This is a genomic window from Pseudomonas solani (genome assembly GCF_026072635.1).
GTDB classification, from domain to species: domain Bacteria; phylum Pseudomonadota; class Gammaproteobacteria; order Pseudomonadales; family Pseudomonadaceae; genus Metapseudomonas; species Metapseudomonas solani.
Map to the genome: position 1 here is coordinate 6,597,370 of NZ_AP023081.1, position 21,604 is coordinate 6,618,973.

At 63.8% G+C, this 21,604-nt stretch carries 19 protein-coding genes; 3 read left to right on the forward strand and 16 right to left on the reverse strand.

Annotated elements, in window-relative coordinates:
- Positions 1-59: 59 nt before the first annotated feature.
- The 12 genes from PSm6_RS29955 to sdhC all read right to left on the reverse strand — a co-directional run bounded on the left by PSm6_RS29955 (position 60) and on the right by sdhC (position 14,368).
- Positions 60-449 carry an MAPEG family protein gene (locus tag PSm6_RS29955; RefSeq protein WP_021216857.1) on the reverse strand — a complete coding sequence of 130 codons (390 nt, stop codon included), beginning with the start codon at positions 447-449 and terminating at the stop codon, positions 60-62.
- Positions 446-1,198: a DUF599 domain-containing protein gene (locus PSm6_RS29960; RefSeq protein ID WP_021216856.1), complete on the reverse strand. Its 753-nt coding sequence runs from the start codon at positions 1,196-1,198 to the stop codon at positions 446-448. Before PSm6_RS29960 ends, PSm6_RS29955 begins: the two co-directional genes overlap by 4 nt.
- A gap of 194 nt (positions 1,199-1,392) precedes the next feature.
- Complete coding sequence (gene brnQ / locus PSm6_RS29965) at positions 1,393-2,706, reverse strand: branched-chain amino acid transport system II carrier protein (protein WP_031286838.1); 1,314 nt, start codon at positions 2,704-2,706, stop codon at positions 1,393-1,395.
- 278 nt (positions 2,707-2,984) lie between these two features.
- On the reverse strand, positions 2,985-3,872 hold the full coding sequence (gene sucD, locus PSm6_RS29970) for a succinate--CoA ligase subunit alpha (RefSeq protein ID WP_021216854.1): 888 nt from the start codon (positions 3,870-3,872) through the stop codon (positions 2,985-2,987).
- Positions 3,872-5,038, reverse strand: coding sequence for an ADP-forming succinate--CoA ligase subunit beta (gene sucC / locus PSm6_RS29975; RefSeq protein WP_021216853.1), 1,167 nt, complete (start codon positions 5,036-5,038; stop codon positions 3,872-3,874). The genes sucD and sucC overlap by 1 nt, the downstream gene beginning before the upstream one ends.
- 201 nt (positions 5,039-5,239) lie before the next feature.
- Positions 5,240-6,676 carry a dihydrolipoyl dehydrogenase gene (lpdA, locus tag PSm6_RS29980; RefSeq protein WP_021216852.1) on the reverse strand — a complete coding sequence of 479 codons (1,437 nt, stop codon included), beginning with the start codon at positions 6,674-6,676 and terminating at the stop codon, positions 5,240-5,242.
- A gap of 89 nt (positions 6,677-6,765) precedes the next feature.
- Positions 6,766-7,995, reverse strand: coding sequence for a 2-oxoglutarate dehydrogenase complex dihydrolipoyllysine-residue succinyltransferase (gene odhB, locus PSm6_RS29985; protein WP_265169161.1), 1,230 nt, complete (start codon positions 7,993-7,995; stop codon positions 6,766-6,768).
- Positions 7,996-8,039: 44 nt separating this feature from the next.
- Positions 8,040-10,871 carry a 2-oxoglutarate dehydrogenase E1 component gene (locus PSm6_RS29990; RefSeq protein WP_031286835.1) on the reverse strand — a complete coding sequence of 944 codons (2,832 nt, stop codon included), beginning with the start codon at positions 10,869-10,871 and terminating at the stop codon, positions 8,040-8,042.
- A gap of 250 nt (positions 10,872-11,121) precedes the next feature.
- Positions 11,122-11,829, reverse strand: a complete 708-nt coding sequence (locus tag PSm6_RS29995) for a succinate dehydrogenase iron-sulfur subunit (RefSeq protein ID WP_031286833.1) — start codon at positions 11,827-11,829, stop codon at positions 11,122-11,124.
- A 26-nt stretch (positions 11,830-11,855) separates the two neighbouring features.
- Positions 11,856-13,628, reverse strand: coding sequence for a succinate dehydrogenase flavoprotein subunit (sdhA, locus tag PSm6_RS30000; protein WP_031286831.1), 1,773 nt, complete (start codon positions 13,626-13,628; stop codon positions 11,856-11,858).
- 3 nt (positions 13,629-13,631) lie between these two features.
- Positions 13,632-14,000, reverse strand: a complete 369-nt coding sequence (sdhD, locus tag PSm6_RS30005; protein WP_021216847.1) for a succinate dehydrogenase, hydrophobic membrane anchor protein — start codon at positions 13,998-14,000, stop codon at positions 13,632-13,634.
- Positions 13,994-14,368 carry a succinate dehydrogenase, cytochrome b556 subunit gene (gene sdhC, locus PSm6_RS30010; RefSeq protein WP_265170590.1) on the reverse strand — a complete coding sequence of 125 codons (375 nt, stop codon included), beginning with the start codon at positions 14,366-14,368 and terminating at the stop codon, positions 13,994-13,996. The genes sdhD and sdhC overlap by 7 nt, the downstream gene beginning before the upstream one ends.
- A gap of 362 nt (positions 14,369-14,730) precedes the next feature.
- Here sdhC and gltA point away from each other — a divergent pair, with 362 nt between their 5' ends.
- Positions 14,731-16,020 (forward strand): citrate synthase, encoded by a 1,290-nt coding sequence (gene gltA, locus PSm6_RS30015; protein ID WP_021216845.1) that lies wholly within the window; start codon positions 14,731-14,733, stop codon positions 16,018-16,020.
- Between the two features lie 232 nt (positions 16,021-16,252).
- Here gltA and PSm6_RS30020 read toward each other — a convergent pair whose 3' ends face one another.
- From PSm6_RS30020 to PSm6_RS30030, 3 genes are all read right to left on the reverse strand, one after another.
- The gene (locus tag PSm6_RS30020; RefSeq protein WP_021216844.1) at positions 16,253-16,867 is read right to left on the reverse strand and encodes an START domain-containing protein; all 615 of its coding nucleotides are present in this window, start codon (positions 16,865-16,867) and stop codon (positions 16,253-16,255) included.
- Between the two features lie 46 nt (positions 16,868-16,913).
- Entirely contained in the window at positions 16,914-17,189 is a 276-nt protein-coding gene (locus PSm6_RS30025; protein ID WP_031286828.1) for a YkgJ family cysteine cluster protein, read from the reverse strand.
- 135 nt (positions 17,190-17,324) lie between these two features.
- A complete protein-coding gene (locus tag PSm6_RS30030; protein ID WP_265169162.1) occupies positions 17,325-19,538 on the reverse strand; it encodes an alpha-glucosidase in 2,214 nt (737 codons plus the stop codon).
- A gap of 101 nt (positions 19,539-19,639) precedes the next feature.
- On the opposite strand from PSm6_RS30030, the gene PSm6_RS30035 reads away from it, so the two are divergent.
- On the forward strand, positions 19,640-19,981 hold the full coding sequence (locus PSm6_RS30035) for a DMT family protein (protein WP_021216841.1): 342 nt from the start codon (positions 19,640-19,642) through the stop codon (positions 19,979-19,981).
- Positions 19,982-20,030: 49 nt separating this feature from the next.
- Here the strand turns inward: PSm6_RS30035 and PSm6_RS30040 are convergent, their stop codons facing one another.
- Complete coding sequence (locus PSm6_RS30040) at positions 20,031-21,101, reverse strand: NAD(P)-dependent oxidoreductase (protein WP_371876998.1); 1,071 nt, start codon at positions 21,099-21,101, stop codon at positions 20,031-20,033.
- Between PSm6_RS30040 and PSm6_RS30045 the strand changes: the two genes are divergently transcribed.
- Positions 21,025-21,573 (forward strand): 3'-5' exonuclease, encoded by a 549-nt coding sequence (locus PSm6_RS30045; RefSeq protein ID WP_021216839.1) that lies wholly within the window; start codon positions 21,025-21,027, stop codon positions 21,571-21,573. The genes PSm6_RS30040 and PSm6_RS30045 overlap by 77 nt on opposite strands.
- Positions 21,574-21,604 lie beyond the last annotated feature (31 nt).

The window sequence follows — 21,604 nt, forward strand, 5'->3', positions numbered from 1 at the left end:
GCATGATGCGGGCCTTCTTGTATCTGCGAGGTGCCTTCAGTGGCCGATGAACAGCGTGATCAAAGCACCGGGCTGAGCATCAACAGCAGGCAGCAGACCAGCCCGACGACCCATACCAGGCTGCGCAGCAGGTGGATGTCGTTCCAGTAGAGGAACAGGTAGATCACCCTGGAGACGATGAACACCAACGCCAGCAGGTCGATCAGCCAGCCACGGGTGTCTGTGGTATGGGCCATCAGTACACCGGCGGCGAACAGCGGGAAGATTTCTAGGCTGTTGAGGTGCGCCCCCAGCGCGCGACCGCCGAAGCCGGTCAGACGGGATTGCTGAGCCCGGGGATGGTGATTGTCATAGCCGCCACCCTCCTCCTTCATGGCCCTGGCCACGGGAATCTTGGCGATGTAGATCAGCAGGGCAGCGAAGAATACGCACCAGAACGGAATACTCATTCGTTTTTCTCCTTCGGCGGTTCCACCGCCTGTGTCGTCGGGGTGTACACCATCACCTCTAGCACAGCGGAGTGGAACTCGCGTCGGTACAGCACGAAAACCACACCCGCGGTGATCAGCATGAAGAACCAGGGATTGATGAACCAGGCGAGCATGGCCAGGCCGAAGTAGTAGCTGCGCAAGCCCAGGTTGAACTGGTTGGCGGCGAGGGAGATGACCCGCGCGGTGCGCGTGGCGAAGTCCTTGCGCTCCTGCTCGCCGACGTTGCGCTCGCCGATCATCGGCGCCGAGCCCACCAGCACGGCGGCGAAGTTGTACTGGCGCATGCACCAGCTGAAGGTGAAGAACGAGTAGACGAACACCACGGCGATGGCCAGCAGCTTGAGTTCGGACATGCCACGGCTGGCCGGCTCGACATAGGGCAGGTCGGCGAGGATCGAGACGGCGCGGTCGGTAGAGCCGAGCACGGTGAGCACGCCGGCGAGGATGATCAGGGTGCTGGAGGCGAAGAACGAGGCGTTGCGCTCGAGGTTGCCGATCACGCTGGCGTCGGCGATGCGGTTGTCGCGCAGCAGCAGGCGGCGCATCCAGTCTTCGCGGTAGAGGTGCATGACGGAGGCGAGGCAAGGGGTGTCCCTGCCCTTCCAGGTGGCGTAGCGGGTGTAGCCGCCCCAGCAGAGGGTGAACCAGAGGATGGCCAGCAGGTTCCACAGGGCGTGGAAGTCGATCAGCTCGGAGATGTCGTTCATGGGTGTCCTGCGCCGGTTCGTGGCCGGCTGGGGTCCGGGGAAATGGAAAACGGCAGGTAGACGCCACCAGGCCCCGTGGAAGACACCCCATGGCGACGATTGCGCGCCGCGAGCCCATTTTCCTATGGACGCGGTGCCATGGCGACCATGAAAAAGGCCGCCCGAAGGCGGCCTCTGATGCAGCGTACGCTGGCTCAGGCCGGCGCGACGGCGGGACGGCCGGCCAGACGGTCGACGATGACGGCCAGTACCAGTACCACCAGCACCGGCAGCAGCCAGGCCAGGCTCTGGCTGGAGAGCGGCAGGTGCTCGATGAAGGACGGCACCAGCGACTTGAAGCCGGCGGCGCCCAGGCCATCGATGAGGCCGAAGAGCAGCGCGACCAGCATGGTGGGCACGAAAACGCGGCGCGACGACAGCCACAGGCGGTCGCACAGGCTCAGCGCCACCAGGACGATAGCCAGAGGGTACAAACCGACCAGCACGGGCACCGAGAAGGCGATCAGCTGGGTCAGCCCCTGGTTGGCCACCAGCAGGCTGAACGCGGCGAGCCCGAGCACCACGGTGCGGTAGGAGACCGGCAGGATGCGGCTGAAGAACTCGCCGCAGGCGGTGAGCAGGCCCACGGCGGTGGTCAGGCACGCCAGGGTGATGACCACGGCCAGCAGCAGGCTGCCGATGGTGCCGAAGGTGTGCTGCACGTAGGCGGTGAGGATCTGCACGCCGTTCTGGGCCTCACCGGCGATGCCCTGGCTGGTGGCACCGAGGTAGAAGAGCGCGAGGTAGACAATGGCCAAGCCAGAGGCGGCGATGATGCCGGCGATGACCGAATAGCGGGTGACCAGGCCTGCGTCCTCGACGCCGTGGTCGCGGATGGCGGTGGCGATGACGATGCCGAATACCAGGGCGCCCAGGGTGTCCATGGTCAGGTAGCCCTGCAGGAAGCCTTCGACCAGCGGCGCGGTCTGGTAGGCCTGCGAGGTGCTGCCGATGGGGCCCGCCGGCATGCTCAGGGCGGCGCCGCCGAGTACCAGGAGTGCCGCCAGCAGCACGGGGGTGATGAACTTGCCGATGCTGTCGACCAGCTTGCCGGGGTTGAGGGCCAGGAACAGCACAGCTACGAAATACAGCGCGCTGTAGGTGAACAGAGCGATACCGCTTTCACCGGTGAAAGGTGCCACGCCCATCTCGAAGGAGACCACGGCAGTGCGCGGAGTGGCGAACAGGGGCCCTATGGCCAGGTACACGGCTACCGCGAAGGCCAGGCCGGCGGTCTTGCCGAGTGGCGCGGTCAGGCGGTCCATGCCGCCACCGACGCGCGCCAGGGCGACCACGGTGAGCAGCGGCAGCCCGACACCGGTGAGCAGGAAGCCCAGCGCGGCGCGCCAGACGTTGTCGCCTGCGGCCATGCCGGCGCTGGGCGGGAAGATGATGTTGCCGGCGCCGAGGAACAGCGCGAATGTCATGAAGCCGAGGGCCAGGAGGTCCGAGCCTTTCAAACGAGTCATAGGGGGGAATACCACAGGCAGAATTTCATAGTTTCAGAGGGTTTCCCCGGGGTATGGGAAACGTCATCCATCCGTTTTGGGATCGACCATGGGTGCCCGTTACCTGCCCTTGTGGAGCCTGGCGAGCTTGAGGGGTGCAAGACTAGCGATTTGTGCAGCGGACCGGCACTGACATGCATCAGCCTGTCGACTGGAATTAACTATCTGTCGCCTGGAGGACAGGCGCAGGACAAACACAAAGGCCACCCGAAGGTGGCCTTTGCTCAGTTCGGAAAGCCTTAGGCCTTCTTCACTTCCCAACCGGTCAGCTCGGCCAGGGCCTTGCCGATGTCGGCCAGGGAACGCACGGTCTTCACACCCGCGTCCTGCAGGGCGGCGAACTTCTCGTCCGCAGTGCCCTTGCCGCCGGAGATGATGGCGCCAGCGTGGCCCATGCGCTTGCCGGCCGGAGCGGTGACACCCGCGATGTAGGACACCACCGGCTTGGTCACGTTGGCCTTGATGAAGGCAGCGGCTTCTTCTTCAGCGGAACCGCCGATCTCACCGATCATGACGATCGCTTCGGTCTTCGGGTCTTCCTGGAACAGCTTCAGGATGTCGATGAAGTTGGAGCCCGGGATCGGGTCGCCACCGATGCCCACGCAGGTGGACTGGCCGAAGCCGGCGTCGGTGGTCTGCTTCACGGCTTCATAGGTCAGGGTGCCGGAACGCGACACGATGCCTACTTTGCCCGGCAGGTGGATGTGACCCGGCATGATGCCGATCTTGCACTCGCCGGGAGTGATCACGCCCGGGCAGTTCGGGCCGATCAGGCGTACGCCCAGCTCGTCGCACTTGACCTTGGCTTCCAGCATGTCGATGGTCGGGATGCCTTCGGTGATGCAGACGATCAGCTTGATGCCGCCGAAAGCCGCTTCGAGGATGGAATCCTTGCAGAACGGAGCCGGAACGTAGATCACCGAAGCGTCAGCGCCGGTGGCTTCCACGGCTTCCTTGACGGTGTTGAACACCGGCAGGCCGAGGTGGGTGGTGCCGCCCTTGCCGGGGGTCACGCCGCCGACCATCTTGGTGCCGTAGGCGATGGCTTGTTCGGAGTGGAAGGTACCCTGCGAGCCGGTGAAGCCCTGGCAGATTACTTTGGTGTCTTTATTGATCAGGACGCTCATTACTTACCCTCCGCGGCCTTGACGACCTGCTGGGCAGCGTCGGTCAGGCTGGTCGCAGCGATGATGTTCAGACCGCTTTCGGCCAGGACCTTGGCGCCGAGCTCGGCGTTGTTGCCTTCCAGGCGGACGACCACCGGGATCTTCACGCCGACTTCTTTCACTGCACCGATGATGCCTTCGGCAATCATGTCGCAACGAACGATACCGCCGAAGATGTTCACCAGAACGGCAGCGACGTTGCTGTCGGACAGGATGATCTTGAAGGCTTCGGTCACGCGCTCTTTGGTAGCACCGCCGCCGACGTCGAGGAAGTTGGCAGGCTTGCCACCGTGCAGGTTGACGATGTCCATGGTGCCCATGGCCAGGCCAGCGCCGTTGACCATGCAGCCGATGTTGCCTTCCAGCGCGACGTAGTTCAGTTCCCACTTCTGCGCATGGGCTTCACGAGCGTCGTCCTGGGACGGGTCGTGCATGGCACGCAGCTTGGGCTGGCGGTACATGGCGTTGCTGTCGATGTTGATCTTGGCGTCCAGGCAGTGCAGGTTGCCGTCGGCCTTGATCACCAGCGGGTTCACTTCCAGCAGGGCCAGGTCGTAGTCCTGGAACAGCTTGGCCAGGTTCACGAAGATGTGGGTGAACTGCTTGATCTGGTCGCCTTGCAGGCCCAGTTGGAAGGCCAGTTCACGACCCTGGTAAGGCTGAGCGCCGACCAGCGGGTCAACGGTGGCCTTGAGGATCTTCTCGGGGGTCTCGTGAGCGACTTTCTCGATGTCCACGCCACCTTCGGTGGACGCCATGAACACGATACGGCGGCTGGAACGGTCTACCACGGCGCCCAGGTACAGTTCCTTGGCGATATCGGTGCAGGACTCAACCAGGATCTTGGTGACCGGCTGGCCATTGGCGTCGGTCTGGTAGGTCACCAGGCGCTTGCCGAGCCAGTTGGCGGCGAACGCCTTGGCGTCGTCCTTGCTCTTGACCAGCTTTACGCCACCCGCTTTACCGCGGCCGCCGGCGTGGACCTGGGCCTTGACGACCCACTCGCTGCCACCGATTTTTTCGCAGGCTTCTGCGGCTTCTTCCGGGGTGTCCACGGCGAAGCCCTTGGATACGGGCAGGCCGTATTCAGCGAACAGCTGCTTACCCTGATATTCGTGGAGATTCATGCTTGTCTACCGTCTTCGTTTGGGTATTGCCCATTCGGCGCTGCATTCGTGGTGCCGCGCCACCTGTGACTGCTTAAAGGCAGTCCGGCGGGCTTTCCGCGGTGAGCCCCTGGGGACTCACGACGGGTAGCCCGCCGTGGTTCTTCTTTCAGGAATCCGCTGGAGATGCCACGCGCAGGCGCGGCATCACCGGCTGATTTCTCAACGCTTCTTGCGGTTGGCGATATGGATCGCGTGGCCGTTGACGGCCAGGGCCGCTTCGTGCAGCGCTTCGGACAGGGTCGGGTGCGAGAAGACCATCATGCCCAGGTCTTCGGCGCTGGTGCCGAATTCCATGCCGATGGCGCCCTGCTGGACCAGTTCCGCAGCGCTTGGGCCGATCACGTGGACGCCCAGGACGCGGTCGGTCTTGGCATCGGCGATGACCTTGACCAGGCCGGTGGTGTCGTTGGCAGCCATGGCACGGCCGCTGGCCGCGAAGGGGAAGGTACCGACGTTGATTTCGACGCCTTCGGCCTTCAGGGACTGCTCGGTCTTGCCGACCCACGCGATTTCCGGGTGGGTGTAGATCACCGACGGGATCAGGTCGTAGTTCATCTGGGCTTTGTGGCCGGCGATACGCTCGGCGACCATGATGCCCTCTTCCGACGCCTTGTGAGCCAGCATGGCGCCACGGACCACGTCACCGATGGCGAAGACGCCCGGAACGCTGGTCTTGCAGTGGTCGTCGACATAGATGTAGCCACGCTCGTCGAGGGTGACACCGCTGTCGGCAGCCAGCAGCTCGGTGGTAACCGGACGACGGCCAACGGCAACGATCAGCTTGTCGAACACCTGCTTCTGCTCGCCTTCGGCGTCGGTGAAGCTGACGGTGACCTGCTTCTTCTTCACTTCGGAACCGGTGACGCGAGCGCCCAGGCGGATCTTCAGGCCTTGCTTGGTGAGGACCTTCAGGGCTTCCTTGGCGATCTGCTCGTCAGCGGCCGGCAGGAACTTGTCCAGGGCTTCGAGCACGGTGACTTCGGCGCCCAGGCGGGCCCAGACGGAACCCAGTTCGAGGCCGATCACGCCAGCGCCGATAACGCCCAGCTTCTTCGGTACGGCCTGGAAGTCCAGGGCACCGGTGGAGTCGACGATGACGTCCTGGTCGACCGGAGCCGGCGGGATGTCGACCGGACGCGAGCCGGACGCGAGGATCACGTTCTCGGCCTGGACGATCTGGGTCTTGCCATCGGAACCGGTGACTTCGACCTGCTTGTTGGCCAGCAGCTTGCCGTGGCCTTCCAGCAGGGTGACGCCGTTGGCCTTGAACAGGGTGCTTACGCCGCCGGTCAGGTTCTTAACGATGCCGTTCTTGCGGGCGACCATGGCCGGTACGTCGATGCTGACGCCCTTGGCTTCGATGCCGTGGATTTTGAAGCCATCAACGGCCTCGTGGTACTTGTAGGAGCTGTCCAGCAGCGCCTTCGACGGAATGCAGCCGACGTTCAGGCAGGTACCGCCCAGGGCGATCTTGCCGTCCTTGTCCTGGTATTTCTCGATGCAGGCGGTTTTCAGGCCGAGCTGGGCCGCCTTGATGGCCGCAACGTAACCGCCGGGGCCCGCACCAATCACTACCACGTCGAATTTCTGGGTCATAACGTTCTCCTAAGCCTCGAGCTTCAAGCGGCAAGCCACAGGCCGGGCTGCGATGTTCTGCAGCTTGCGGCGTGTGGCTTGCAACTGATTTAGATGTCCAGCAGCAGACGAGCCGGATCTTCCAGCAGGTTCTTGATGGTCACCAGGAAGCTGACGGCTTCCTTGCCATCGATCAGACGGTGATCGTAGGACACAGCCAGGTACATCATCGGGCGGATGACCACTTGGCCGTTGATGGCCATGGGACGCTGGATGATGTTGTGCATGCCGAGGATGGCGGCCTGCGGCGGGTTGACGATCGGGGTCGACATCATCGAACCGAAGGTGCCGCCGTTGGTGATGGTGAAGGTGCCACCGGTCATCTCGTCGATGGACAGTTTGCCCTCGCGCGCCTTCTTGCCGAAGGTGGCGATGCCGTTCTCGACTTCGGCCAGGCTCATCAGCTCGGCGTTGCGCAGGACCGGAACCACCAGGCCACGGTCGCTGGAAACGGCTACGCCGATGTCCTGGTAGCCGTGGTAGACGATGTCGTTGCCGTCGATCGAGGCGTTGACGGCCGGGAAGCGCTTCAGCGCCTCGACGGAAGCCTTGACGAAGAAGGACATGAAGCCCAGGCGCACGCCGTTGTGGGTCTTCTCGAACAGGTCCTTGTACTTCGAACGCAGGGCCATGACTTCGGTCATGTCGACTTCGTTGAAGGTGGTCAGCATGGCCATGGTGGACTGTGCTTCGACCAGGCGCTCGGCGACCTTGGCACGCAGGCGGGTCATCGGGACGCGCTTCTCGACGCGGTCACCCGCGGCGAAGACCGGGGCCTCGGCGGCCGGAGCGGCAGCCTTGGCAGCCGGGGCGGCGGCCGGAGCGGATTTCTTCGCTTCAACGGCAGCTACCACGTCTTCCTTGGTCACGCGACCGCCTTTGCCGGTGCCGGCGATGCTGTTCGGGTCGATGCCGTTCTCTTCGGCCAGCTTACGAGCGGCCGGGGAGAGGATGGCGTCGTCACCACCAGCAGCAGCCGGAGCGGCGGCCTGGGCAGCGGCAGCCGGGGCTGCAGCGGCGGCAGGAGCAGCGCTGGCGGCGCCACCTTCGGTCAGTTTGCCCAGCAGTTCGCCGCTGAGGACGGTGTCGCCCTCGTTCTTGACGATTTCAGCCAGCACGCCGTCGGCTTCGGCCAGTACTTCAAGCACTACCTTGTCGGTCTCGATGTCGACGATCAGCTCGTCACGCTTGACGGCCTCGCCCGGCTTCTTGTGCCAGGTGGCCACGGTGCCGTCGGCAACCGATTCCGGGAATGTAGGGGCTTTGATCTCGATAGCCATTTGTATGGGTTCCTATCTAATTCGGTTTCTTCTGCACGAAGGCGTTAAACAGTAAAGGCATCTTGCAGCAGTTTTTCCTGCTGCTCGGCGTGCATCGAGGCATAGCCGCAGGCCGGAGAGGCCGAGGCGTCACGCCCGGCGTACTCGAGGAAAAGGCCTTTGTTGTGGGCTGCCGCGACACGACGCATGTGATGCTGGCTGCAGTACCAGGCGCCCTGGTTCATCGGCTCTTCCTGGCACCAGACGATGTGCTTGAGGTTCTTGTACTGAGCAAGAACTTCGGCCAGGTCGTCTTCCGGGAACGGGTACAGCTGCTCGATACGCACGATGGCGATGTCTTCACGGCCTTCGGCACGACGCTTTTCCAGCAGGTCGTAGTAGACCTTGCCGCTGCACAGCACCAGACGCTCGACTTTCTTCGGATCGATCGAGTCGATCTCGTTGATCACGGTCTGGAACGAGCCTTCGGCCAGATCTTCCAGGGTCGAGATGGCGAGCTTGTGGCGCAGCAGGGACTTGGGCGTCAATACGACCAACGGCTTGCGCAGCGGGCGGATCACCTGGCGACGCAGCAGATGGTAGATCTGCGCCGGGGTGGTCGGCATGCACACCTGGATGTTGTGCTCGGCGCACAGCTGCAGGTAACGCTCCAGGCGCGCGGAGGAGTGCTCCGGCCCCTGCCCTTCGTAGCCGTGCGGCAGCAGCATGGTCAGGCCGCAGAGACGACCCCACTTGTGCTCGCCACTGGTGATGAACTGGTCGATCACCACCTGGGCGCCGTTGGCGAAGTCACCGAACTGGGCTTCCCAGATCACCAGCGCGTTGGGCGTGGTGGTGGAGTAGCCATACTCGAATGCCAGTACGGCTTCCTCGGAGAGGTAGGAGTCGTACAGCTCGAAGCTCGGCTGTTTGTCGAACAGGTTCTGCAGGGGCAGGTAGGTACCGGCATCCTTCTGGTTGTGCAGCGCCGCATGGCGGTGCGAGAAGGTGCCGCGACCCACGTCCTGGCCGGTGATGCGAACCGGGTGGCCTTCGAACAGCAGAGTGGCGTAGGCCATGGTTTCGGCGTAGCCCCAGTTGATCGGCAGGCCGCCGGCGCCCATCTTCTGGCGGTCTTCGAGGATCTTCGAGACCTGACGCTGGACGACGAAGCCTTCCGGGATCTCCAGCAGCTTGGCGGAGAGCTCCTGCAGGGTCTTGAGCTCGAAACGGGTGTCGTGGCGAGCGGTCCAGGTGTGACCCAGGTAGGGACGCCAGTCGACGAAGAGCTCCTTGTTGGGCTCTTTGACCAGGCTCTTGACCACGTGCTGACCGTTGTCCAGGGCGGTGCGGTACTCGTCGATCTTGGCCTGCACGCGATCGTCGTCCAGCACGCTGGATTGGATCAGGGCATCGGCATAGAGCTCGCGAGTGGTGCGCTGCTTGGCGATCTGCTGGTACATCAGCGGCTGGGTGCCGCTCGGCTCGTCGGCCTCGTTGTGACCGCGACGGCGGTAACAGACCAGGTCGATGACCACGTCACGCTTGAACTGCATGCGGTAGTCGACGGCCAACTGGGTCACGAAGAGCACGGCTTCCGGGTCGTCGCCGTTCACGTGGAAGATCGGCGCCTGGATCATCTTCGCGACGTCGGTGGCGTACTCGGTGGAGCGCGAGTCGTCCTGACGGCTGGTGGTGAAACCGACCTGGTTGTTGATGACGATGTGCACGGTACCGCCGGTGCGGTAGCCGCGGGTCTGCGACATCTGGAAGGTTTCCATGACCACGCCCTGGCCCGCGAAGGCGGCGTCGCCGTGGATAGAGATCGGCAGTACCTTGTCGCCGGCCTTGTCCTGGCGGCGATCCTGACGGGCACGAACGGACCCCTCGACTACCGGGGAGACGATCTCCAGGTGGGACGGGTTGAACGCGAGCGCCAGGTGGACTTCACCACCCGCGGTCATGACGTTGGAGGAGAAACCCTGGTGGTACTTCACGTCACCGGAGGACAGGCCTTCGACCTTCTTGCCTTCGAACTCGTCGAACAGGTCGCGCGGGTTCTTGCCGAAGGTGTTGACCAGTACGTTGAGGCGACCGCGGTGGGCCATGCCGATGACGATTTCCTTGGTGCCGTAGGAGCCGGAACGCTGGATGATCTCGTCCAGCATCGGAATCAGGCTTTCGCCGCCTTCCAGGCCGAAACGCTTGGTGCCCGGGTACTTGGTGCCCAGGTACTTTTCCAGGCCTTCGGCCGCAGTCAGGCGCTCGAGCAGGTGGCTCTGCACTTCGGCGGAGAACGCCGGGCGGCCACGCACGCTTTCCAGGCGCTGCTGGAACCACTTGCGCTGGTCGGAATCGACGATGTGGGTGAACTCGGCACCGATGGTGCGGCAGTAGGTCTGCTGCAGCGACTGATGGATCTCGCGCAGGGTCGCCTCTTCCTTGCCGATGTAAAGCTCACCGGTACGGAAGGTGGTGTCGAGGTCGGCATCGGTCAGGCCGTAATGGTTGATCGACAGATCGGCCGGCACCTTGCGCTGCCAGAGGCCGAGGGGGTCGAGCGTCGCCGCCTGATGGCCGCGCATGCGGTAGGCCTGGATCAGACGCAGGACTTCGACCTGCTTCTTCTCGTGCTCGCTGCTTACGCTGCCAGCCGATACGGGCTGCGCGCGGCGCTGGTTCTTGGCGAGCAGGACGAAGTGGTCGCGAACAGTAGAATGCGATACGTCGGTGGCGGTGTTACCGTCGGCCGGCAACTTCTGGAAGTAGGTGCGCCACTCTTCGGGCACAGCGTTGGGATCGTGCAGGTAAAGCTCATAGAGCTCTTCCACATATGCAGCGTTGCCACCGGATAGGTGGGCGCTGTTCCACATGCGCTGCATTACGCTTTCTTGCATGCTTGGTCACCCTCGGTAAGGGGACACCACCGGCGTGGAATCAGCATCGTGGCTTCAATAGTCCTGGCACAGCGACTCGGTAAAGCCACCAAGGATCCCGCAGATAGTCCGGGCACCAGCCCGGTTGCCCCTGCTGGTCATCTATATATTTTCAAGTAAGGACCGCCGCTTTGTGAGCTGCTGTCCTGGTTTACTGCTGCGCCGGTAGCAAACCGGCGCCGCAGGTATTACGGGTAAAGCATGAAGCGCATCAAGTACCGCTTTGCAGCAGCATGTGACGTACGTGACCGATCGCCTTGGTCGGGTTCAGACCCTTGGGGCAAACGCTCACGCAGTTCATGATGCCGCGGCAGCGGAACACGCTGAACGGATCGTCCAGCGCGGCCAGACGCTCTTCGGTCTTGTTGTCGCGGCTGTCGGCCAGGAAACGATAGGCCTGCAGAAGCGCAGCGGGACCGAGGAACTTGTCCGGGTTCCACCAGAAGGACGGGCAGGAGGTCGAGCAGCAGGCGCACAGGATGCACTCGTACAGACCGTCCAGCTTCTCGCGCTCTTCCGGCGACTGCAGACGCTCGATCGCCGGGGCGGGCGTGTCGTTCTGCAGGAAGGGTTTAACCTTCTCGTATTGCTTGTAGAAGATGCTCATATCAACGACGAGGTCACGGATGACCGGCAGGCCGGGCAGCGGGCGGATCACCAGCTTGCCGCCCTTGAGGCCGGCAGCGGAGATCGGCGTGATGCAGGCCAGGCCGTTCTTGCCGTTGATGTTCATACCGTCGGAACCGCAGACGCCTTCACGGCAGGAACGACGGTAGGAGAAACCTTCGTCCTGTTCCTTGATCAGGGCCAGCACGTCCAGGACCATGATGTCCTTGCCGCCGGTGTCGACCTGGAAGTCCTGCATGAAGGGTGCAGCGTCCTGGTCCGGGTTGTAGCGATAAACGCTGACTTTCAGAATGTTGGCTTGCGACATATCAGCCACCCTTAATAAGTACGTACTTTGGGTTCAAACGCAGGAACGGTCTTCGGCGCGAAGTTGACGTCGCGCTTGGTGACGCGCTTCTCACCCGGGTAGTACAGGGTGTGGCACAGCCAGTTCTCGTCATCACGCTCTTCGAAGTCTTCGCGGGCATGCGCGCCACGGGATTCCTTGCGGACCTCCGCTGCGATCGCAGTTGCTTCGGCCACTTCGAGAAGGTTCTGCAGTTCCAGTGCTTCGATACGTGCGGTGTTGAAGGCCTGGCTCTTGTCGGCGATCTTGACGTTGGCGATACGCTCGCGCAGGTCGGCCAACTGGGCGATGCCCTTCTGCATGTACTCGCCGGTGCGGAATACACCGAAGTAGTTCTGCATGCAGTTCTGCAGTTCTTTACGCAGCGGAGCCACGTCTTCGCCGCTGCTGCGCTCGTTGACGCCGGACAGGCGCTTGAGCGACAGCTCCAGGTCGGTTTCCGAAGCACCACGGTGCTCGATACCTTCCTTGAGGGCTTTTTCCAGGTGCAGACCGGCGGCGCGACCGAATACCACCAGGTCGAGCAGCGAGTTGCCGCCCAGGCGGTTGGCACCGTGTACCGACACGCAGGCGACTTCGCCGACCGCGAACAGGCCATCGATGATGATGTCCTTGCCGCTGGCATCCTGGGTGATGGCCTGGCCATGAATGTTGGTGGCAACGCCGCCCATCATGTAGTGACAGGTCGGGATCACCGGTACCGGAGCGACGACGGGGTCGACGTGAGCGAAGGTCTTCGACAGTTCGCAGATACCCGGCAGGCGGCTGTGCAGCACTTCCTCGCCCAGGTGGTCGAGCTTCAGCAGTACGTGGTCCTTGTCCGGGCCACAGCCGTTGCCGGCCAGTACTTCCTTGACCATGGAGCGGGCGACCACGTCGCGGCCGGCCAGGTCCTTGGCGTTCGGAGCGTAACGCTCCATGAAGCGCTCGCCATGGGCGTTGATCAGGTAGCCACCCTCACCACGGCAGCCTTCGGTCACGAGGACGCCGGCGCCGGCGATACCGGTCGGGTGGAACTGCCACATCTCGATGTCCTGCACCGGCACACCGGCACGCAGTGCCATGCCGATACCGTCACCGGTGTTGATCAGGGCGTTGGTGGTGGACGCATAGATGCGGCCAGCGCCACCGGTGGCCAGGACCACGGCCTTGGAGCGGATGTAGACGGTCTCGCCGGTCTCGATGCAGATGGCGATGATGCCGACCACGGCGCCATCCTGGTTCTTCACCAGGTCGACGGCGTACCACTCGTTGAGGAACGAGGTGCCGTTCTTCAGGTTGGCCTGGTACAGGGTGTGCAGCAGGGCATGACCGGTACGGTCGGCGGCAGCGCAGGTACGCGCAGCCTGGCCACCCTTGCCGAAGTCCTTGGACTGGCCACCGAACGGACGCTGGTAGATGCGGCCTTGCTCGGTACGGGAGAACGGCAGGCCCATGTGCTCCAGCTCGAACACGGCTTCCGGGCCGACGGAGCACATGTATTCGATCGCGTCCTGGTCACCGATGTAGTCGGAGCCCTTGACGGTGTCGTACATGTGCCAGCGCCAATCGTCGTTCGGGTCGGCCGAAGCGATGGCGCAGGTGATGCCGCCCTGAGCGGAAACGGTGTGCGAGCGGGTCGGGAAGACCTTGGTGACCACGGCAGTCTTGTGGCCGCCTTGAGCCAGTTGCAGCGCAGCACGCATGCCGGCGCCGCCGCCACCAACGATGATGGCGTCGTAGGAAAGAGTACGAATGCTAGACATGGATCAGATACCCCACAGAATCTGCACGCCCCAGACGAAGTACGCGAACATGGTGATGCCGCAGACCGCCTGGAACAGGAAACGCACAACGGTTGCCCACTTGCCCAGCGCCATCGGCGTCAGGTAGTCAGTGGAGATGGTCCACATGCCAACCCAGGCATGTACACCGAGTGCAACCAGCCCGAGGAGGCTGAAGATGCGCATCCAGTTCTGGGAGAACAGACCATGCCAGTCAGCATAGGTCAGGCCGGGATTCGCTACGAGGTAGCCCAGCAGGAAAAGGAAATAAGCCGCGAGAACGACTGCAGAAACGCGCTGAGCCATCCAGTCATAGAGGCCCGAACGCGAGAAGTTCGTGACATTGGTTACCATACCCACACCCCCGCCAGCACGATCAGCACCGCGGAAACCGCGATGACGATTTTCGAGCCCAGCTTGCCGCCCTCGAGCGTCTCGCCGACACCCACATCCATTACCAGGTGGCGCACACCGGCAACCAGGTGGTAAAGCAATGCGGACAGCAGGCCCCAAATCACAAACTTGGCCAGCGGACTGGTCAGGCACGCCTTCACCTCACCGAAGCCTTCCTCGGATGCCAGCGACTTGCCGAGCGCATAAAGCAGCACAGCAATACCGACGAAAAGGATGACACCGGAGATACGGTGGAGAATGGACGTGTAAGCAGTGATTGGGAGTTTGATGGTCCTGAGATCTAGGTTTACAGGTCGTTGGCTATTCACGGCTGTTTTTTTCACACTGAGGCCCCTAACAATCAGGGCAAGTTGTCGGGAAGTGCACTGGTCAGGTACCCCTCACCAAAGGAGTGCCGACCACCAGAATACGGGCTTCAAGGCCCCTGGCAGTCGGGCGCTGAGTATAGACAGTTAGCTGACTAATGACAACGGAAAGGCCTCCCCCTAAGAGCGGATTGCGCTCCTTATATAAAAGGCGTAAATAGCGCCCTTTTTCCGCGAAAAACACCCCGCAAACCCCTCTGCCATATGGGTTTCTTCAAATTGACATTCGCATTTATCTCACTATAGTGGTGCGGGCCCTGCGTGGGGGGCTGTCTGATGATTTCAAGCATAAATAGGAGGCCGCTATGGCTGACAAAAAAGCGCAGTTGATCATCGAGGGCATTGCCCCCGTCGAGCTGCCCGTTCTGTCCGGTACCGTAGGTCCCGATGTAATCGATGTGCGGGGCCTGACCTCCACGGGTCGCTTCACCTTTGATCCTGGCTTTATGTCTACCGCCTCTTGCGAGTCGAAGATCACCTACATCGACGGCGACAAGGGTGTACTGCTTCACCGCGGCTACCCCATCGAGCAACTGGCAGAAGAATCCGACTACCTGGAAACCTGCTATCTGCTGCTGAACGGCGAACTGCCCAGCGCAGAGGAAAAGGCCAAGTTCGTTGGCACCGTCAAGAACCACACCATGGTTCATGAACAGTTGAAGAGCTTCTTCAACGGCTTCCGCCGCGACGCCCATCCGATGGCGATCATGTGCGGCGTAGTCGGCGCCCTCTCCGCCTTCTACCACGACTCCCTGGACATCAACGACCCGCACCATCGCGAAATCTCCGCGATCCGCCTGGTCGCCAAGATGCCCACCATCGCCGCCATGGTCTACAAGTACTCCATGGGTCAGCCGATGATGTATCCGCGTAACGACCTGAACTACGCGGAAAACTTCCTGCACATGATGTTCAACACCCCGTGCGAGATCAAACCGATCAGCCCGGTACTGGCCAAGGCCATGGATCGCATCTTCATCCTGCATGCGGACCACGAGCAGAACGCCTCCACCTCCACCGTTCGCCTGGCCGGTTCGTCCGGTGCCAACCCGTTCGCCTGCATCGCAGCCGGCATCGCCGCCCTGTGGGGCCCGGCACACGGCGGCGCCAACGAAGCGGTACTGACCATGCTCGATGAAATCGGCGATGTCTCGAACATCGACAAGTTCATCGCCAAGGCCAAGGACAAGAACGACCCGTTCAAGCTCATGGGCTTCGGCCATCGCGTGTACAAGAACCGCGACCCGCGCGCCACCGTGATGAAGCAGACCTGCGACGAAGTCCTGAAGGAACTGGGGATCAAGAACGATCCGCAGCTGGAGCTGGCCATGCGTCTCGAAGAGATCGCCCTGACCGATCCGTACTTCAAGGAACGCAACCTGTACCCGAACGTCGACTTCTACTCGGGGATCATCCTCAAGGCGATCGGCATTCCGACCAGCATGTTCACCGTGATCTTCGCCCTTGCGCGCACCGTCGGCTGGATCTCCCACTGGAAGGAAATGCTCTCCAGCCCGTACAAGATCGGCCGTCCGCGCCAGCTGTACACCGGCTACGAGCAGCGCGACTACGTCTCGCTCGACAAGCGCAAGTAAGACGTCCCGCTCCAGGAGAAGCCCCGCATCTGCGGGGCTTTTTCATGGGCGAAGGGTACGTCGGCAGCACTGACGGCGGACACGGGGATCTTGAGGGCTACAACCCAGGATGCGTTGGCCTCGCGGTGCTCGGCGCCAACCTACGAAAACCACGCGCTCCGCCCGGCAATCCGGGCAGGTTGCACCAATGAAAAGGCCCCGCATCGCGGGGCCTTGTCGTGTCAGCGGCCGATCACTTCTTCTCGGCGCGCTCGCGCAGGTGGCTGAGCGTATTGAACGGCGCGTCGACCACGAAGCTGTTGGCCAGCCAGGAGGGCACGCTGCCGCCCGGCTCGGTGTGCACCTGGTAGGTCACCTCGACTTCGCCCGGACCCTTGGGCACGAACTTCCATACACCATCCACGGCGGCCACACGCACGAAGCCTTTCTCTTCCGGCACGTACTTGGGCTCGCCCTTGAGGGTGCGGGTCAGGCTGCCGTCGGCGCCTTCGGTGGTGGTGGCATGGATGACCGAGTCACGCGGGGTAACGGGCCAGGGGGTATTGAAGCGGGTGTAGGTCCAGCTGTCGGAGCCTTCCGACTTCAGCAGCTTCTGCTGCTCGCACTCGTGAATCCAGGCGCAGGAGCCGGAAACGTCCTCCTGCAGCTTGCGCAGGGTGGTGACGTCGGTTTTCAGGGTGGCAACCCCGCGATAGGCCTTGTACTTGGAGCCGGCAACCTCGCTCAGGTATACCTTGATGCCGTCCTCGTCCTTGGCCAGCTTCCAGTCCTCGGCATGGGCAGTCGAGGCCAGCAGCGCAGTGGCGCTAAAGCCGCAGATCACAGCCATTCGTTGCAGCGAAACCATCTTTGTTCTCCTTCTTATGATGACCAGCCGTCGTCCATCAGGACAGCTACTGGATAGATTGACTGACCGCCACGGCCGTCTCTTGTTCCAACCAGCCCAGCAAACGTATCGCCTCTTCCCGGCTGTCGCCACAGACAAAAAGATCGGCATCGAAGTCGACACAGACCTTCGGCCGCTCCGGTTGGCCGAATATCGAGCAGAGATGCTCGACGGAGAGATGGATGCAACGCTCCCCCGCCGCCTTGCCCTTGGGCATGCCGGGGATGGGTGAACTGATGGATGGCGCGATGCAACAGGCGCCACAACCTGCACGACAAATCATGATCAGGGGCCCCTCTGCAACGCTGTGGCCGACGTAGGGCGCGGATTCTACTCGCGGCCCCGGGGAAATGGGATATCCCCCAGTCAGCCGATCAGCCGCGCCATGCACCCCAGGTCACCGCCCCCCTTTTGGCCTTCAGGAGCCGCTGACGCCTCGCTGCGCCAGCGCCTTGTGCAGGGCCTCACCCACCGCCGAGCCCTGCGGGTAGAACACCGCCGGCTGGCCGATGGGCGCCGCCACGCGCACGCGGGTGCCGGGGGCTGCCTGGTAGTGCTCCTGCGACCAGAGGTGCACCCACTCCCCCGCCGGCAGCGCCACCTCCAGGCTGTCGACACCCGGCTCCAGCACCGGTGCCACCAGCAGTTGGTCACCCAGCAGGAAGCTGCGCGGCACGGCCTCCAGGCTCGCGGGGTCCTCGGGGTATTGCAGCCAGAGCGGGCGCACCAGTGGCAGCCCGGTACGCGCCGCCTCGTCCATCAGCGTGCGGCGATAAGGTGCCAGCGCGGCGAACAGCTGGGCGCAACGGGCGAAGTGCGCCAGGCTGGCCGGCGAATCGTAGACCTGGTGGTTGTCCGCCGGACGATTGCCCTCGTGGGTGCGCAGCAGGCTGGTGAAGGCGGAAAACTCCGCCCAGCGCTGCAACAGCTCCTCGCTGCGGTGGTAGTCCTTCAGCGGGTTGCTGATGGTGGTGTAGCCGCCAGTGTCGGCGTGATTGAGGGTGAAGCCCGAGAGCCCACCGGAGAGCAGCCCCAGCAATGCGCTGTGCAGGCCGTCCTGGGCATCCCAGGTCACTAGCTGGTCGCCCAGCCACATGCTGGTGGTCAGCCCCGGGCTGCGGCTGTAGCCGGAGCGGGTGAAGAACAGCAGCTCCCCTTCCCCGCCTGCCTCCTCCAGCAGCTCGCGGTTGAGCCGCGCCCATTCTTCGGGGAAGCGGTTGTGCAGCAGCGCCGCGTCTTCACCCGAGGCCGGGTGCGCCTCGAAGGGCAGCGCCTCGCCGAAATCGGCCATCCAGCCGGAGAAGCCCTGGCCGAGCATCTCTTCGCGCAACACGACCTTCAGCCAGCGGCGCGCCTCGGGGTTGCTCAGGTCCACCAAACCGGCGCTGAAGCTGGTGTTGAGCAGGTCCAGCGGCTTGCCGTCGGCGCCCTGCATGAGGAAGCCGCGTTCGCGGGCCTCACGGAACAGGTTGCGCTGCTCGCCGTCCTTCTCGGTGATGTCCGCCAGGAAGGGGTTGGCATAGGCCAGGGTACGGATGCCGCGCGCCTTGAGGTCGGCGCTCAGGGTCTGCCATTGCGGATAGTGGCGCGGATCGAGGGTCCAGTTCCACCACAGCTGCTTGCCGAAACTGGTGCTGCGCTGGCCCACCCAGTCCTGCAGCCAGAGGCCGGCGACGGGCACCCCGGCGGCATCGATGCGCCCCAGCAGCTCGCGCACCCGCTCGGTACCGCCCTGCAGGCCGAGGATGGCGCCGTGCTGGGTCCAGTCCGGCAGCGGCGCCATGCGCCCCACCACCGAGGTGTGCGCCTGCAGCAACGCGGCGGGGCTGTCGCCGTTGTAGAGACGCGCGGTGAGGCTGCCCTGGTGCACCTCCAGGCCCACCCGCGCCGGATCACGCAGGTCGAACACCTGATAGGCGCTGGATTCGCTGAAGAAGGCACGCAGCTTCGACGTCAGGTAATAGGGCACCGGCGCGTAGCTGGTCCACCAGTCGCCGCCCGCACGGGCACTGAGGTCCGCCGCCAGGGTGATGGGCTGCAGGCCACGGCCGACGCCCTGTTCCTGCACCAGGATGGGCACGCGGCGCCCGGCCAGGTCGAAAGCGCTGAACTGCTCACCGAAGCCGAAGAAGCGCTCATCGGCGTCCCGTTGCCAGTTGAGATAGAGGCGGTTGAGGCGCGGGTCATCCAGCGCCACGGCCAGGCGCACACCGCGCCCGCCATCGGCCTCCAGCACCAGCGCGTAGCCACTGACGGAGCCATCGGCGCAACGCAGGTGGCCACGCAGCACCAGGCGCGGGCCGGTGCCCTGGAAGCTGTCCAGGCTTTGCTCGCGGCACAGCAGCTCGCGGTGCTCGTCGACGAACAGCGCGCCCCGGTGCTCTTCGACCTCGGCAGCGCCGATACCGGCGGCGAGGAAGCCACCCTCGGTGGCCCACAGTCGCTTGGTGGGGTTGCCCTTGGGGCTCAGCGCCAGGCCATGGCCGTTCCAGGCCAGGCGGTAATCGCCGAAATCGAAATCACGGGGTACGGCAAAGGCCGGTGGCACCACCAGCTCGGCCAGCACGGCACGCTGTTTCCACACATGCAGCCCCTGCCATCCCGCCACGCCTGCCGCCGTCACCAGCAACACGGCTGCCGCCCCTTTTACCCACCTGCGCATCGCTCGCCCCTTTTCTTGTTCTGCACCGCCCTTTAGGCTGGCGCGCACTCATACATCGTGGAGTCACCGTCATGCCGGTTTGGCTGCAGACCGCCCTGCTGCTCACGCTGTCCAACGTCTTCATGACGTTCGCCTGGTACGGCCACCTCAAGACCCTGAACACCAAGCCGTGGATCATCGCCGCCCTGATCAGCTGGGGGATCGCGCTGTTCGAGTACCTGCTGCAGGTGCCGGCCAACCGCATCGGCTACACGGCGCTCTCGGTGGGCCAGCTGAAGATCATGCAGGAGGTGATCACCCTCGCGGTGTTCGTGCCCTTCAGCGTCTACTTCATGCAGCAACAGCTGAAGCTCGATTATCTCTGGGCCGGTCTGTGCCTGCTCGGCGCGGTGTACTTTATCTTCCGCGCCTGAGGCCGGGGATGCGTGGCGCGCCGGTCATGGCGACCGATCGTGCCAGGGTTCACTTCGGGGGCTCGAGGCGGGTGATCAGGCTGGAGGTGTCCCAGCGGCCACCGCCTTCGGCCTGGATCTCGCCGTAGAAACGATCCACCAGTTCGGTGACCGGCAATTGCGCGCCGTTGCGCTGGGCCTCGGCGAAGACGATGGCGAAGTCCTTGCGCATCAGGTCAACGGCGAAGCCGAAGTCGAACTTGCCGTCGAGCATGCTCTGGTGACGGTGCTCCAGTTGCCAGGACTGCGCCGCCCCCTTGCCGATCACCTCCATGGCCGCCGTGGCGTCGAGCCCGGAACGCCGGGCGAAATGCAGTGCCTCGGAGAGCCCTTGGAGCAGCCCGCCGACGCAGATCTGGTTGACCATCTTGGTCAACTGGCCACTACCCACCGGGCCCATCAGCCGGGTCATCCGCGCGTAGCTGTCGATCACCGGTGCCGCCCGCTCGTAGAGTTCGCGCTCGCCGCCGATCATCACCGTCAACATGCCGCTCTCGGCCCCGGCCTGGCCGCCGGAGACCGGCGCATCGAGAAAGCCCAGCCCGCGCTCGGCAGCCAGCGCCGCCAGTTCGCGGGCCACCTCGGCGGAGGCGGTGGTGTGGTCCACCAGCACGCTGCCGGGCTGCATGCCGGCGAAGGCGCCCTCCTCGCCCAGTACCACGGCGCGCAGGTCGTCGTCGTTGCCGACACAGGTCATCACCAGGTCGTAACCCTGCGCCGCTTCCCGTGGCGTGGCGAAGCTGTCGCCGCCGAACTCGTCGCACCAGAGCGAGGCCTTCTCCGGCGAGCGGTTGTAGACGCGCACCTCGTGCCCCTCGCATGCGAGGTGGCCGGCCATGTGAAAGCCCATTACGCCGAGCCCGATAAAGGTCACCTTCGCCATCTCAAACCCTCCACATGTGCATGTCCCAGGAAGCCTAACACGCGGTTTGCCGAGCCGCGAAAGGCCCTCCATACTCGCCCGGAAGTTGCCGGGACACCCCACAAGCGCCAAGGAGAGCCCCATGCCGCACTGGCTGGTGATAGACCTGGAAGCCACGACCGAGGAAGGCGGTTGGCCCCTGGAAGATATGGAGATCATCGAGATCGGCGCATCGATCGTGGCTGCCGACGGCCGCGAAGTGGACCATTTCCAGCGTTTCGTGCGCCCGCTGCGCCGGCCCTGCCTGACCACCTTCTGCCGCCAGCTGACCCACATCAGCCAGGCCAATGTCGACAGCGCCGCGCCCCTGGCGCAGGTCTGGCCGGCGTTCGAGCGCTGGCTGCAGAACTACCAGCCGCGCCTGGTCAGCTGGGTCAGTTGGGGCGAGTACGACCGCCGCCAGCTGGAGCAGGAATGGCGCCAGCAGCAACTGGTCAGCCGCCTCGCCACCATTCCCCACGTCAACCTCAAGCAGCATTTCGCCCGCGTCCGCCAGCTCAAGCAGCCCGTGGGCCTGCACACCGCGCTGCAACTGGCCGGGCTCAGCTTCCAGGGTCAACAGCACCGAGCCCTGGAAGATGCCCGCAACACCGCCCGCCTGCTGCCGCTGGTGCTGCCTGCCAGTTCCTGAAACGCCCCGCCGCATTGCCTAGTGACGCTGC

Coding starts and splice junctions, on each gene's coding strand:
- sdhA (WP_031286831.1), bottom strand. CDS start 13,628: ATGTCTAGCATTCGTACTCTTTCCTACGACGCCATCATCGTTGGTGGC.
- brnQ (WP_031286838.1), bottom strand. CDS start 2,706: ATGACTCGTTTGAAAGGCTCGGACCTCCTGGCCCTCGGCTTCATGACA.
- PSm6_RS29955 (WP_021216857.1), bottom strand. CDS start 449: ATGAGTATTCCGTTCTGGTGCGTATTCTTCGCTGCCCTGCTGATCTAC.
- odhB (WP_265169161.1), bottom strand. CDS start 7,995: ATGGCTATCGAGATCAAAGCCCCTACATTCCCGGAATCGGTTGCCGAC.
- PSm6_RS30020 (WP_021216844.1), bottom strand. CDS start 16,867: ATGGTTTCGCTGCAACGAATGGCTGTGATCTGCGGCTTTAGCGCCACT.
- sucD (WP_021216854.1), bottom strand. CDS start 3,872: ATGAGCGTCCTGATCAATAAAGACACCAAAGTAATCTGCCAGGGCTTC.
- PSm6_RS30045 (WP_021216839.1), top strand. CDS start 21,025: ATGCCGCACTGGCTGGTGATAGACCTGGAAGCCACGACCGAGGAAGGC.
- sucC (WP_021216853.1), bottom strand. CDS start 5,038: ATGAATCTCCACGAATATCAGGGTAAGCAGCTGTTCGCTGAATACGGC.
- PSm6_RS30035 (WP_021216841.1), top strand. CDS start 19,640: ATGCCGGTTTGGCTGCAGACCGCCCTGCTGCTCACGCTGTCCAACGTC.
- gltA (WP_021216845.1), top strand. CDS start 14,731: ATGGCTGACAAAAAAGCGCAGTTGATCATCGAGGGCATTGCCCCCGTC.
- sdhD (WP_021216847.1), bottom strand. CDS start 14,000: ATGGTAACCAATGTCACGAACTTCTCGCGTTCGGGCCTCTATGACTGG.
- PSm6_RS29960 (WP_021216856.1), bottom strand. CDS start 1,198: ATGAACGACATCTCCGAGCTGATCGACTTCCACGCCCTGTGGAACCTG.
- lpdA (WP_021216852.1), bottom strand. CDS start 6,676: ATGACCCAGAAATTCGACGTGGTAGTGATTGGTGCGGGCCCCGGCGGT.
- PSm6_RS30040 (WP_371876998.1), bottom strand. CDS start 21,101: ATGATCTCCATATCTTCCAGGGGCCAACCGCCTTCCTCGGTCGTGGCT.
- PSm6_RS30025 (WP_031286828.1), bottom strand. CDS start 17,189: ATGATTTGTCGTGCAGGTTGTGGCGCCTGTTGCATCGCGCCATCCATC.
- PSm6_RS29990 (WP_031286835.1), bottom strand. CDS start 10,871: ATGCAAGAAAGCGTAATGCAGCGCATGTGGAACAGCGCCCACCTATCC.